This window comes from Inquilinus sp. (assembly GCF_057815775.1).
In genome coordinates, this window is the sequence record NZ_JBYRFX010000439.1 from 1 (window position 1) to 12,975 (window position 12,975).

16 protein-coding genes are annotated in these 12,975 nt (G+C 70.0%); 3 read left to right on the plus strand and 13 right to left on the minus strand.

The window, feature by feature from the left end; translation table 11 throughout:
* Positions 1–637 (minus strand): ATP12 family chaperone protein (locus AC3XYG_RS15605; RefSeq protein WP_489140762.1); only part of this gene is annotated, 637 nt, incomplete at its 3' end.
* A 148-nt stretch (positions 638–785) separates the two neighbouring features.
* On the opposite strand from AC3XYG_RS15605, the gene AC3XYG_RS15610 reads away from it, so the two are divergent.
* Positions 786–1,004 (plus strand): hypothetical protein, encoded by a 219-nt coding sequence (locus tag AC3XYG_RS15610; RefSeq protein WP_489140763.1) that lies wholly within the window; start codon positions 786–788, stop codon positions 1,002–1,004.
* Positions 1,005–1,007: 3 nt separating this feature from the next.
* Here AC3XYG_RS15610 and AC3XYG_RS15615 read toward each other — a convergent pair whose 3' ends face one another.
* Complete coding sequence (locus AC3XYG_RS15615) at positions 1,008–1,853, minus strand: HAD family acid phosphatase (RefSeq protein WP_489140764.1); 846 nt, start codon at positions 1,851–1,853, stop codon at positions 1,008–1,010.
* Positions 1,854–2,008: 155 nt separating this feature from the next.
* On the opposite strand from AC3XYG_RS15615, the gene AC3XYG_RS15620 reads away from it, so the two are divergent.
* Together AC3XYG_RS15620 and AC3XYG_RS15625 are read left to right on the plus strand one after the other, a co-directional pair.
* Positions 2,009–2,629: a glutathione S-transferase family protein gene (locus AC3XYG_RS15620; protein WP_489140765.1), complete on the plus strand. Its 621-nt coding sequence runs from the start codon at positions 2,009–2,011 to the stop codon at positions 2,627–2,629.
* A 51-nt stretch (positions 2,630–2,680) separates the two neighbouring features.
* Positions 2,681–4,375 (plus strand): dihydroxyacetone kinase family protein, encoded by a 1,695-nt coding sequence (locus tag AC3XYG_RS15625; RefSeq protein WP_489140766.1) that lies wholly within the window; start codon positions 2,681–2,683, stop codon positions 4,373–4,375.
* 34 nt (positions 4,376–4,409) lie between these two features.
* Here AC3XYG_RS15625 and ureG read toward each other — a convergent pair whose 3' ends face one another.
* The 11 genes from ureG to urtB form a co-directional block, all read right to left on the minus strand.
* Entirely contained in the window at positions 4,410–5,033 is a 624-nt protein-coding gene (gene ureG / locus AC3XYG_RS15630; RefSeq protein WP_489140767.1) for an urease accessory protein UreG, read from the minus strand.
* Positions 5,030–5,722 (minus strand): urease accessory protein UreF, encoded by a 693-nt coding sequence (locus tag AC3XYG_RS15635; protein ID WP_489140768.1) that lies wholly within the window; start codon positions 5,720–5,722, stop codon positions 5,030–5,032. The genes ureG and AC3XYG_RS15635 overlap by 4 nt, the downstream gene beginning before the upstream one ends.
* 7 nt (positions 5,723–5,729) lie before the next feature.
* Positions 5,730–6,191 (minus strand): urease accessory protein UreE, encoded by a 462-nt coding sequence (locus AC3XYG_RS15640; protein WP_489140769.1) that lies wholly within the window; start codon positions 6,189–6,191, stop codon positions 5,730–5,732.
* Positions 6,192–6,243: 52 nt separating this feature from the next.
* On the minus strand, positions 6,244–7,953 hold the full coding sequence (gene ureC / locus AC3XYG_RS15645; RefSeq protein ID WP_489140770.1) for an urease subunit alpha: 1,710 nt from the start codon (positions 7,951–7,953) through the stop codon (positions 6,244–6,246).
* Between the two features lie 14 nt (positions 7,954–7,967).
* Positions 7,968–8,288, minus strand: coding sequence for an urease subunit beta (locus AC3XYG_RS15650; protein ID WP_489140777.1), 321 nt, complete (start codon positions 8,286–8,288; stop codon positions 7,968–7,970).
* A 71-nt stretch (positions 8,289–8,359) separates the two neighbouring features.
* On the minus strand, positions 8,360–8,662 hold the full coding sequence (locus AC3XYG_RS15655; RefSeq protein ID WP_489140771.1) for an urease subunit gamma: 303 nt from the start codon (positions 8,660–8,662) through the stop codon (positions 8,360–8,362).
* Positions 8,663–8,681: 19 nt separating this feature from the next.
* Complete coding sequence (locus AC3XYG_RS15660) at positions 8,682–9,491, minus strand: urease accessory protein UreD (RefSeq protein ID WP_489140772.1); 810 nt, start codon at positions 9,489–9,491, stop codon at positions 8,682–8,684.
* Positions 9,492–9,525: 34 nt separating this feature from the next.
* Positions 9,526–10,221, minus strand: a complete 696-nt coding sequence (gene urtE / locus AC3XYG_RS15665) for an urea ABC transporter ATP-binding subunit UrtE (RefSeq protein ID WP_489140773.1) — start codon at positions 10,219–10,221, stop codon at positions 9,526–9,528.
* A gap of 2 nt (positions 10,222–10,223) precedes the next feature.
* Entirely contained in the window at positions 10,224–10,988 is a 765-nt protein-coding gene (gene urtD / locus AC3XYG_RS15670; RefSeq protein ID WP_489140774.1) for an urea ABC transporter ATP-binding protein UrtD, read from the minus strand.
* Entirely contained in the window at positions 10,985–12,118 is a 1,134-nt protein-coding gene (gene urtC / locus AC3XYG_RS15675; RefSeq protein ID WP_489140775.1) for an urea ABC transporter permease subunit UrtC, read from the minus strand. The genes urtD and urtC overlap by 4 nt, the downstream gene beginning before the upstream one ends.
* A partial coding sequence (urtB, locus tag AC3XYG_RS15680) for an urea ABC transporter permease subunit UrtB (RefSeq protein WP_489140776.1) occupies positions 12,115–12,975 on the minus strand: 861 nt, incomplete at its 5' end. The genes urtC and urtB, both read right to left, overlap by 4 nt.

Below are 12,975 nucleotides of genomic sequence, written 5' to 3' on the forward strand. Positions count from 1 at the left end.
CGCGGCGGGCCTTGGCCTCCGCATCCTCGCCCCAGCGCTCGATCTGGAAGGTCTCGTCCAGCTCCGCCGCCGCGAAGGCGGCTTCGGCGTCGATCCGGCCGGCCAGGGCGGCGAGGCCGATGACCAGCGACCCGGTCAGCGACGTCACCTGGTGCAGTGCCGTCATCCGCCAGTCGTCCTGGGCCTCGACCACGGCGCGCAGCGCCGCCAGCGATGCCTCGGGCTGGGCCTTGTGGATGATGCCTGCGGTCACGGCCAGCGGCGCGTCATGCGCAGTCATCACCCAGTCCAGCAACGGCTGCCAGACAACGTGCTGCTGCTCCGCCAGCGCCGCCGGCGCCTCGGCCCGGTAGCACAGCAGGTCGCTGCCGCCATAAGGGGCGATGGTGTCGATGATGACGGCGCGATTCGGTGCCGCCTTGTCGATCGCGGTCGCCGCCAGCTGCATCAGCGGCATCGAGGACGGCACGATGGTGTCGCCCTGCGCCGCCCATTCCGCCGCCACCGCCTCGGCCAGCGCGCGGCTGGGCACGGTGAACGCCGCCTTGGCCGGGCTCTTGATCGGCCTGCCGTCCAGAGTGACGCCGTAGCCATCGCCGGCCTGCACCGCCGCCACGTCCTTGTAGAACCGCTTCATCGCCCGACCCCGTGATCCCTTGCCGCGCCGATATCGGCAATCGCGGCCGCGGATGCAACCCGCATGGCGGGTACAGGCCAGCAATCCGCCCTTCCGTCCCGCCCCGCCCGGATGCTACCGCAGGGCCGGTGCCATCCGCGGGATCCCGATGCTCGACCTGACCAACACCATCATCGTCCTCGCCATCGCCCTGGCCGTCGCCGTGGCCATGGTGGTTATGGACTGGCGCAAGCCGCCGCCGGGCGAGGTGCGCCTGTTCCCGGTGATCCCGGTGATGATGGTCGCGGCCCTGGTGGTGATCCTGATGCTGGCGCATCTGGTTTCGCTGCTCACCGGGCACCCCTTCCAGGGCCGCAACGGGTTTTAGAACCTACTGCCCGTTCCAGGGCTGCAGCGCCTCGATCTTCAGCTTGCGCTGCTCCGTCGCCGGCAGCTTGTAGTCGCCCTTGTACGGTGCCGATTCGAACGAGCCGTAGGTCGGGTTGGCGATCACGATCCAGTCGCGGCCCCAATGGTCCTTGGCCGCGTCGAACACCTTCTGCCGCTCATCCACCGCGCCCTTGTAGGAATCGGTGAAGTCGCCGAGATTGTCGCCGAGCAGCAGCAAGATCCGGTAGTCCTTGGCGATGAAGGCGCGCCGCGTGCCCTTGGCCGAGCTCCAATCCGGCTGCTCCTTCGCGCTGAGGAAGGTGTCGACATTGTCGCCCATCGGGAAGCCCAGCGCCTTCATATGCTCGACCGTCGGCCCCTCCTCCTCCTTGGTGCGGTTGGTGACGTAGAACACCTTCACGCCCTTCGACGCCGCGTATTGGGTGAACTCGACCGAGCCGGGGATCGCCGTGTCGACCTTGGCATTGACGTACTGGGTCCAGGTCTTCGGGTCGAAGCCGGTGCCTTCCGCCACGTTGCGGGCCTGGTAGGGCGAGGTGTTCAGCACGGTGTCGTCGACGTCGAGCACGATCGCCGGCGGGAAATTCTTGAAATCGCCGGTCTGTTCCGCCGGGGCCGCGGTGCGCGACGAATCGGCCAGCGCCTCGTCCAGGCGGAACCTCGCCAGCGCATAGGCGCCGATCGCATTGCCCTGCGCCTCCACCGAGACCTGGTCCCACAGCACGGCGTTGAGGTTGTCGTCGGGCCCCGGGGCCTGCTGCGCCTGCGCCGCACCGGTCATCGCCAGCAGGGCGAGCACCATCGCAGTCGAACCGTATCGCGTCATCCGAGGCCCCCATTTGTTACAGTTTGTTGACGGCATTTGAGCAAACCCGGGAGGTCCGCGGCAACCCTGTTCCTGTCCCGTGCTCACACCAGATGTCGCGCGCCGCTGCGCCGTGTTAGGACTGCTGGGCGCGCGCGAAGATATGGGGAAGACCGATGTACACGCTCTATGCCACGCCGGGCACCGGCTCGACGCTCAGCGAGATCATGCTGGCCATCGCCGGCGTGCCCCATGCGGTCAAGTCGGTCGATGTCTACGACAACCCGGACGACCGCGAGCTGCTGCGCCGCCTGAACCCGCTGACCCAGGTGCCGGTTCTGGTGCTGCCCGACGGAACCGTCATGACCGAGAGCGCGGCGATCACCCTGCATCTGGCCGATGTCGCGCCGGATGCGGGGCTGGCCCCGCCGGCCGGCCATCCGGCCCGGGCGGTGTTCCTGCGCCGTCTGGTGTTCATCGTCGCCGCGCTGTACCCGACCTGGGCCTTCGGCGACGATCCTGGCCGCTGGGTGTCGGGCGACACCGCCAAGGCCGAGCTTCGCGCCGCGACCGACGAGCACCGCAAGGCGCTGTGGCGCCAGATGGAGGCGGTGACCGGCACGCCCTGGTTCCTGGGCGAGACCCGGTCGGCCATCGACATCTACATCGCGGTGATGAACCGCTGGCGGCCGCGCAGCGAATGGTTCGCCGCCGAATGCCCGAAACTGTCCGCCATCGCCGCCCGGCTGCGCGCCGACAAGGCCCTGGCCGAGGTGTGGCAGCGCAACGAGGATTGACGCGCGGCCCCCTTCCATCTCTGTGCCCCATGCCCCAGCGAGGCCTGTGACATGAAGAAACTGATCAACAATCCCCGGCACATCCTGCGCGAGATGCTGGAGGGCTTCGTCGACCTGCAGCCCGGCTTGGCCCTGCTGGAGGAAGAGGCGGTGGTGGTCCGCGCCGACCTGCCGGTGCCGGCGTCGCGGCCGGTCGCCCTGCTGTCCGGCGGCGGCAGCGGGCATGAACCGGCCCATGCCGGCTATGTCGGCCCCGGCATGCTGGCCGGCGCCATCGCCGGCGACGTCTTCACCTCGCCCAGCGTCGATGCGGTGCTGGCCGGGATCCGCGCCGCCGCAGGCCCGGCGGGGGTGGTGCTGGTGGTCAAGAACTACACCGGCGACCGGCTGAACTTCGGCCTGGCGGCGGAGCTGGCGCGGGACGAGGGCATCCCGGTCGAGATCGTGGTCGTGGCCGACGACGTGGCCCTACGCGACACGGTCGAGGCCTCGCGCCGCCGCGGCATCGCCGGCACCGTGCTGATCCACAAGCTTGCCGGCGCCGCCATCGCCGCCGGCAAACCACTGGCCGAGGTCGCCGCGATCGCCCGCAACGCCGCCGCCGATCTGGGCAGCATGGGCGTGGCGCTGGGCGCCTGCACCGTGCCGACCGCGGGCAAACCCGGCTTCACCCTCGGCGACAACGAGATCGAGCTGGGCCTGGGCATCCATGGGGAGGCCGGGGTTCGCCGCGGCCCGATGCAGCCGGCGGATGCGCTGGTGGCCGAAATGCTGGACGCAATCGTGTCCGACCGCAGCCTCGGCCGCGGCGACCGGGTGGCGCTGCTGGTCAACGGCCTGGGCGCCACGCCGCCGATGGAGCTGTCGATCGTCGCCCGTGCCGCCCTGGCCGATCTGGCGGCGCGCGGCATCGCAGTGGAACGGGCCTGGGCCGGCAATTTCCTGACCGCGCTGGACATGCCGGGCTGCTCGCTCAGCCTGCTCAAGCTCGACGATACCCGCCTCGCGCTGCTGGACGCGACCACGGCGGCCCCGGCCTGGCCGGGCGGCGGCCGGATCGAGCCGAAGCGCCGGATCGCCGCACCGGAGCCGGCCAAGGTTGCCGAGGCGGAGGTTGCCCCCTCGCCGCTTGCCCCGGCGCTGAAGGCGGCCGGGCTGGCGGTGGCGGCGGCACTGGTCAAGGCCGAGGCGCATCTGACCGACCTCGATTCTCGGGCCGGCGACGGCGATCTCGGCGCCAGCATGGTGCGGGCGGCCGAGGCGATCCGTGCCTTGCCCGACACTGCCTGGGCCAATCCGGCCAAGGCGCTGACGTCGATCGGCGACGCGCTGCGCCGGGCGATCGGCGGCAGCTCCGGCCCGTTCTACGCCACCGCCCTGCTGCGCGCGGCCCGGCGCCTAACCGGCGACGCGACGCCCAGCCCCGCCGCCTGGGGCGAGGCCTTCGCCGTGGCGGTACAGGCCATCGGCGATCTCGGCGGCGCCAAGCCGGGCGACCGCACCATGCTGGACGCGCTGCACCCGGCGGCCGAGGCCTTTTCGGCGGCCGTGGCCGGCGGCAAATCCGTGGCCGAGTGCTGGACCGCCTGCGTCACCGCGGCGCGGTCGGGCACCGACGCCACGGCCCGGATGCGGCCGAAGCTGGGTCGGGCCAGCTATCTCGGCGAACGCGCCATCGGCGTCCCCGACGCCGGCGCCGCCGCCGTGCTGGTCTGGCTGCAGGCGCTGAAGCCGGTGGTGCGGTAGGGAGCCACCGGCTCCCGGCCCCGCCTTTCTCACATCAGCGCGGAACCAGCCCCCCGGCCGTCTCGATGAAGCTGGCGATGTCGGCCACGCCGACGCCGCTGCGGACGCGGGCGAAGACGAAGGGACGGTCGCCGCGCATCTTGCGGGAATCCCGATCCATCACCTCGAGCGAGGCGCCGACCAGCGGCGCCAAGTCGGTCTTGTTGATCACCAGCAAGTCGGACCGGGTGATGCCCGGCCCGCCCTTGCGCGGGATCTTGTCGCCGGCCGAAACGTCGATGACGTAGATGGTGAGATCCGCCAGTTCCGGACTGAAGGTGGCGGCCAGATTGTCGCCGCCGGATTCGATCAGCACCAGGTCGAGGCCGGGGAAGCGGCGCCGCATCTCCGCCACCGCCGCCAGGTTGATCGAGGCGTCCTCGCGGATCGCGGTGTGCGGGCACCCGCCGGTCTCGACCCCCAGGATGCGGTCGGAGGACAGCGACCCGGCGCGGTTCAGGAACTCCGCATCCTCCTTGGTGTAGATGTCGTTGGTGATGGCGGCGATGTCGTAGCGGTCGCGGAACGCCTTGCAGAGCGCGTCCATCAGCGCCGTCTTGCCGGAGCCGACGGGGCCGCCGATGCCGACGCGGAGGGGACCATTCTGGGTGCGGGTCATGTGCGGAACAACCTCGTGTACTGGGTCTCGTGCTGCATCGATGCGATGTCGGCGACCGCGGCCAGGCCGCCGCAATGGCGGAACGGATCGCCGTCCGGCAGGGCCAGCGCCCGGGCGCCGGCAGCCTCGACCGCCGCCATCAGCGCGGCGATGGATCGCTGGCCGTCGGTCTGGCCCAGCGGCACCAGCCGCTGCGCCGCCGACACCAGGTTGGCCGCCAGCGCGTGCAGGAAGGCGGTGAGCGACGGCGCCAGCGGGATGCCGTGGCCGGCGGTGCAGGCGGCGACCGCCACCGGATAGGCCACGGTCTCGCCGATGCGCGCGGCCAGCCGCTCCAGTCCGGGCGCCGGCCAGCTGGACCGCGAGATAGTCAGGAAGGCGGTGCCCTGGGCCAGGGTCTCGACCTGGCGTTCGCGCGAGGTGGCCAGCGCCGATGCGAGATCGGCGATCTCGGCCAGCCGGGCGTCGTCGCCCAAGGCCGCAGCGCGGTGGGCGTGGGTGAACAGTACGGCGTCGTTCCAGCCGGCGCCGTGTGCCAGTGCGTCCTCGATCCAGGCGATCAGACCCGCCCGGTCGACCACCCAGCCCTGTTCGACCGCCCATTCCAGGCCGCTGGAATGGCTGAAGGCGCCGACCGGGTAGGATGGCGATAGCCAGGCCATCAGCCGGTACAGGGCCCCGTCGGCCATGCGCCCCTCAGCCATGCGAATGCCCCTGCACGGTGCCATGGCCATAGGCGCCGCCCTCCGGGTCGAACGGGGCCTCGATCGCGGTGACCGTGCCGCCGAGGCCGCGCACCATCTCCTCGATCACATGGTCGGTGCGGATGCGCAGCGCGTCCGGCAGCAGCTGGGTCGGCAGATGCCGGTTGCCGAGATGCCAGGCGATGCGGATCAGTTCGGCCTGGCTGACGGCGCGGATCTCGACCAGGCTTTCCGGCGCCGCCGCGACCAGGACGATGCCCCCCTCTTCGGCCACCAAGCCGTCGCCATGGCGCAGATGCACGGCCTCGGACAGGTCGAGCAGGACCACGGTCCCGGCCTCGCCATACAGCACGATGCGGCGACGGTGCCGGGAGTCGAAGTCGAGGATCACCCGGTCGGACGCGGTGGCCGGATCGAAGCGCCCGGCCGGGACGACGGCGGTGAAGCGCTTCATATCATGACCCGAAGTGCTTCGTGGGTTGGGATGGGGAGCGGCATCACCATCTTCAGAACAGAAAGTACCGCTGCGCCAGCGGCAGCTCGGTGGCGGGCTCGCAGGTCAGGAGTTCGCCGTCGGCGCGCACCTCGTAGGTCTCCGGGTCGACCTCGATCACCGGCGTCGCCGCATTGTGGATCATGTCGGCCTTGCCGATGCCGCGGGTGCCTTCGACCGCCACCACCTGGCGCTGCAGGTGCAGCCGCTGGCCGATGCCGTCCTCCAGCGCAGCCTTGGACACGAAGGTGATGGCCGAGGCCGCCATCGTCCGGCCGAAGCTGCCGAACATCGGCCGGTAATGCACCGGCTGCGGCGTCGGGATCGAGGCGTTGGGGTCGCCCATCAGCGCCACCGAGATGGTGCCGGCCTTCAGCACCAGCTCCGGCTTCACCCCGAAGAAGGCCGGGTCCCACAGCACGAGATCGGCCAGCTTGCCCACCGCGATCGAGCCGACATGGCGGCTGAGGCCCTGCGCGATTGCGGGGTTGATGGTGTATTTGGCGACGTAGCGCTTCACCCTGGCGTTGTCGTTGTCGCCGGTCTCCTGCGCCAGCCTTCCGCGCTGGACCTTCATCTTGTGCGCGGTCTGCCATGTCCGCAGGATCACCTCGCCGACCCGGCCCATCGCCTGGCTGTCGGAGGAGATGATCGAGAAGGCGCCGAGGTCGTGCAGGATGTCCTCGGCCGCGATGGTCTCGCGCCGGATCCGGCTTTCGGCGAAGGCCACATCCTCCGGGATGCCCTCATCCAGGTGATGGCACACCATCAGCATGTCGAGATGTTCGTCGAGCGTGTTGACGGTGAAGGGCCGCGTCGGGTTGGTCGAGGACGGGATGACGTTGGCCAGGCTCGCCACCCGGATGATATCCGGCGCGTGGCCGCCGCCGGCGCCTTCGGTGTGGAAGGCGTGGATGGTGCGGCCCTTGAAGGCGGCGATGGTGTCCTCGACGAAGCCGCTCTCGTTCAGCGTGTCGGTGTGGATCATCACCTGCACGTCCATCGCGTCGGCGACGCCGAGGCAGCAGTCGATTGCCGCCGGGGTGGTGCCCCAATCCTCGTGCAGCTTGAGGCTGGAGGCGCCGGCCCGGATCTGTTCGATCAGCGCGTCGGGTCGGCTGGCATTGCCCTTGCCTGATATGGCGAGGTTGACCGGCAGCCCTTCCGCCGCCTGCAGCATCCGCGCGATGTGCCAGGGGCCGGGGGTGCAGGTGGTGGCCTTGGTGCCGGTGGACGGGCCGGTGCCGCCGCCGACCATGGTGGTGATGCCGCTGGCGATCGCCTCCTCCACCTGCTGCGGGCAGATGAAGTGGATGTGGCAGTCGATGCCGCCGGCGGTCAGGATCTTGCCCTCGCCGGCGATCACCTCGGTCCCCGGGCCGATGATGATGTCGACGCCGGGCTGGATGTCGGGGTTGCCCGCCTTGCCGATGGCGGCGATGCGGCCGTCATGGATCGCCACATCGGCCTTCACGATGCCCCAGTGGTCGAGGATCACGGCGTTGGTGATGACGGTGTCGACGGCACCTTCGGCCCGAGTGGCCTGGCCCTGGCCCTGGCCGTCGCGGATCACCTTGCCGCCGCCGAACTTGACCTCTTCGCCATAGACCGTGTGGTCGCGTTCGATCTCGATGATCAGGTCGGTGTCGGCCAGGCGCAGCCGGTCGCCGGTGGTCGGGCCGAACATGTCGGCATAGGCGGCGCGGGAGATGGAAACGGGCATGGTCTTCGCCTCCCCTAGCCTTTGACCGGATCGAGCGGCCCCATGACCGCCTGGCGGAAGCCGATGGCGATGCGGGCGCCGGCCAGCGCCACCAGCTGCACCTCGCGGCTCTGCCCCGGTTCGAACCGCACCGCGGTGCCGGAGGCGATGTCGAGCCGCCGGCCCCGCGCCGCCGCCCGGTCGAAGGACAGGGCCGGGTTGGTCTCGAAGAAATGATAGTGGCTGCCGACCTGGATCGGCCGGTCGCCGGTGTTGGCCACGGTCAGCACGATGCTGTCCCGCCCGGCATTGAGCAGGATCTCGCCCGCCGCCGGGATCAATTCGCCGGGGATCATCCCACGGCTCTCCGGCTCTTTTTGCAGGGGCGCCCGGTGCGGGTTGACGTCGGAGGGCTGGGTCATCTCTCTCACCGGATCGGCTGGTGGACGGTCACCAGCTTGGTGCCGTCGGGGAAGGTGGCTTCGACCTGGACATGGTGGATCATCTCCGCCACCCCTGACATTACCTGGTCGCGGGTCAGCACCGCCGCCCCTTCCGACATCAGGGCGGCGACCGAGCGGCCGTCGCGGGCGCCTTCGGTGATGAAGTCGGAGATCAGCGCGATCGCTTCGGGATAGTTCAGCTTCACGCCGCGCTCCAGCCGCCGGCGCGCCACCATCGCGGCCATGGCGATCAACAGCTTGTCCTTCTCCCGTGGGGTCAGGTTCACGGAAATTCCTCCCAGGTCTTCAACATTGCCAGACGCGCGGCAGCGGGCGCCCGGCCCGCAGGATGCCGAGCGCCGAAATCAGGTCGCGCCGCAGCACGGCACCGTCGGGCGCGGCAAAGCGGGCGACCAGCATGCCGTTCCAGGCGCTGGCCCCGGCAAGACCCTGCGCGCCCGCCAGTGCCGCGCGCAACGGGTCGATCAGGGTCGCGGCCGCAGGCGCGACGAACAGCAGCGTCGCCACCGCCCGCGCCCCACGGCCGAGCCCTGGCCGGTCCAGCGCCGCCGCCGGGTCGCCATCCACCGCCAGCGCATCGGCATAGACCAGGCGCCCGTCGCGCCGGATGCGCCAGGCATCGCGCAAGGTCCCCTGCCGCACCGTCTCGCCCATCGCCGTCCGGCCGAACACGATGGCCTCGACCCCGAGAAATTCGGCATCGGCCTGCAGGTCGATCTGCAGGTCGCGGTCGAGCCGGGCGCGGTCGAACAGGATGGTTTCCTGCGGCAGCCATTCCGCCGTGGCGCCGGCCCCGACCGCCAGCCGGGTCTCGATCACCGCGGCGTCGCCGAGCGAGCGATAGATCCGCTCCGCCGCCTGCCCTGCCACCGTCGCCGCCGTGCCGTCGCCCCAGCGTACGGACTGGACCAGCCGGTCGCCGCCGGTCAGCCCGCCGGCGGTGTTCAGCAGCACGGCGCCGGGCAACGCCCCGCCCTCCTGCCGCGGGAAGCGCACCTTGGCGCAGCCCTCCTGGAACAGGGTGTCGAGCACGGTAAGGCCCCCGCGGCGCTTGAAGCCGAGGTCCAGCCGGCCGCGGGCGCGCGCCAGCGGCACGGGCCGGGCCTGCGGTTCCAAGGGGACCGGGGCATCAGACCGTAAGGTGACGACGGACGCTGTCTTCATCGAGTGCGGTCTTGTCCCCATCCACCACGACCTCGCCACGATCCAGCACGACGAGACGCTGGCCCAGCGCGTGGGCGAAATCGAAATACTGTTCGACCAGCAGGATCGCCATGGTGCCGCGATCGCGCAACATCGCGATGACGCGCCCGATGTCCTTGATGATCGAAGGCTGGATGCCCTCGGTCGGTTCGTCGAGGATCAGGAGGCGCGGCTTGGTCACCAGCGCCCGCCCGATGGCCAGCTGCTGCTGCTGCCCGCCCGACAGGTCGCCGCCGCGCCGGCCGAGCATCGATTTCAGCACCGGGAACAGCTCGAAGATCTCTTCCGGGATCCGGCGCTCGCGCCGCGGCAGCACGGCGAAACCGGTCTCCAGATTCTCCTTCACCGTCAGCAGCGGGAAGATCTCGCGCCCCTGCGGCACGAAGGCGATGCCGCGCCGCGCCCGTTCCGCGGTCGGCAGCCGGGTGATGTCCTGCCCCTCCCACAGGATCTTGCCGGATGCGACCGGCTGCTGGCCGACGATGGCGCGCAAGGTGCTGGTCTTGCCGACGCCATTGCGGCCGAGCAGGCAAGTCACCTGGCCGGTCGACACCCCGAGCGAAACCCGGCGCAGCGCCTGAGCCGCGCCGTAGAACAGGTCGATGCCTTCGACGGCGAGCATGCTTATCGTCCCAGATAGACGTCGATGACGCGGGCGTCGGCGCTGACGGCGTCGAGCGGCCCTTCGGCCAGCACCGAACCTTCGTGCAGCACCGTCACCTTGACGTCGAGGGCGCGGACGAAATGCATGTCGTGCTCCACCACCACCACCGACCGGGTCTTGTTGATCTCGCGCAGCAGGATCGCCGTCTCCTCGGTCTCGGCGTCGGTCATGCCGGCCACCGGTTCGTCCACCAGCAGCAGTGATGGCTCCTGTGCCAGCAGCATGCCGATCTCCAGCCATTGCTTCTGGCCGTGCGACAGCGCCCCGGCCAGACGGTCGCGATGGGCGGTCAGCTTGGTCGTCGCCAGGATTTCGTCGATCCGGTCCGCCGCATCGCCGCGCAGCCGGCCGAACAGCAGGTTGGTCGGCGATCGCGGACCCGCCAGGGCCAGGAGGAGGTTGTCCCCGACCGTGTGGCTGTCAAACACCGTCGGCTTCTGGAATTTTCGTCCAATGCCGAGGCCCGCGATCGCCGTCTCGTCCAGCCGGGTCAGGTCGTGGGTGCCGCGGAACAGCACCTCGCCCTGGTCCGGCCGTGTCTTGCCCGTGATGACATCCATCATGGTGGTCTTGCCGGCCCCGTTCGGGCCGATGATCGCCCGCATCTCGCCCGGTTCGATCACCAGCGACAGGGCGTTCAGGGCGCGGAAGCCGCTGAAGCTGACGGTGACGCCGTCGAGATACAGCAGCGCCCGGGTGGCGGCCTGGGGATCGATCGGGCTCATCGCGGCGTCTCCGTCGCCACCTCAGCCGGGCGCCGGCCGAAACGGCCGCGCCAGCCCGCCGCCGACCGCACAGCGCCGACGATGCCCTTGGGCAGGATCAGCGTGACCAGGATGAACAGCCCGCCCAAAGCGAACAGCCAGAATTCGGGCAGCAGGTTGGTGAACACGGTCTTGCCGAAATTGACGGTGATGGCACCGATGATCGGCCCGACCAGCGTGCCGCGGCCGCCGACCGCGACCCAGATCACCGCTTCGATCGAATTGGCCGGGGCGAATTCGCCGGGGTTGATGATGCCGACCTGCGGCACGTAGAGCGCGCCGGCCACCCCGGCCATCATCGCCGACAGGGTGAAGACCAGCAGCTTGTAGGATTCGACACGGTAGCCCAGGAAGCGGGTGCGGCTTTCGGCGTCGCGGATGGCGATCAGCACCTTGCCGAAGCGCGACCGGGTGATGGCGCGGCACAGCAGGAAGGCCAGGGCCAGCGCGATCGCCGTGGCCAGGAACAGGCCAGCGCGCGTCGCGTCCGCCTGCAGGCTGAAACCGAGCAGATCCTTGAAGTCGGTCAGGCCGTTGTTGCCGCCGAAGCCCATGTCGTTGCGGAAGAAGGCCAGCAGCAGGGCATAGGTCATCGCCTGGGTGATGATCGAGAGATAGACGCCCGACACCCGGCTGCGGAAGGCGAACCAGCCGAACACGAAGGCCAGGGCGCCCGGCACCAGCAGCACCATCAGCGCCGCGAACCAGAACTGGTCAAAGCCGAGCCAGTACCAGGGCAGGTCCTGCCAGTTCAGGAACACCATGAAGTCCGGCAGCACCGGGTTGCCATAGGTGCCGCGCGCGCCGATCTGGCGCATCAGATACATGCCCATGGCGTAGCCGCCGAGGGCGAAGAAGGCGCTGTGGCCGAGGCTGAGGATGCCGACATAGCCCCAGACCAGGTCGATCGCCAGCGCCAGCAGCGCGTAGCACAGGTACTTGCCCATCAGGCTGACGGCATAGCCCGGCACGTAGAGGGCCGAGTCCGGCGGCAGCGCCACATTCGCCAGCAGGATCAGCACCGCGATGCCGACGAGGCCGAGGGCGCAGGCCGGCGCCCAGCCGGCGCGGAGGAGCCGGGCGCTGATCATGATTCCACCGCCCGGCCCTTGAGCGGGAACAGCCCGCGCGGCTTCCGCTGGATGAACAGGATGATCCCGACCAGGATCGCGATCTTGCCCAGGACCGCACCGGCCCAGGGCTCCAGCAACTTGTTGGCGACGCCGAGCGTCAGCGCGCCCACCAGCGTGCCCCACAGGTTGCCGACGCCGCCGAACACCACCACCATGAAGCTGTCGATGATGTAGCCCTGGCCGAGATTGGGGCTGACATTGTCGATCTGGCTGAGCGCCACCCCGGCGATGCCGGCGACACCGGAGCCGATGCCGAAGGTCATCATGTCGACCCGGCTGGTGCGGATGCCCATGGCGGCGGCCATGCGCCGGTTCTGGGTCACCGCCCGCATCTGCAGGCCCAGCGCGGTGTAGCGCAGCACCAGCATCAGCGCGGCGAAGACCAGCAGGGCGAAGACGATGATCCAGAGCCGGTTCCAGGTCAGGGTCAGGCCGCCGAGGTCGAAGGCACCGGACATCCAGGCGGGGTTGCCGACCTCGCGGTTCGACGGGCCGAAAATCGTCCGCACCGCCTGCTGCAGGATCAGCGACAGGCCGAAGGTGGCCAGCAGGGTTTCCAGCGGCCGGCCGTAGAGGAAGCGGATGATGGTGCGCTCGATGGCGATGCCGGCCAGGCCCGCGACCAGGAAGGCCAGCGGCAGCGCCACCGCCAGCGAATAGTCGAACAGGTTCGGCGCGTATTGCCGGAACGCCTCCTGCACCAGGAAGGTGGTGTAGGCGCCGAGCATGACGATTTCGCCATGCGCCATGTTGATCACGCCCATCACACCGAAGGTGATGGCCAGGCCGATGGCGGCGATCAGCAGCACCGAGCC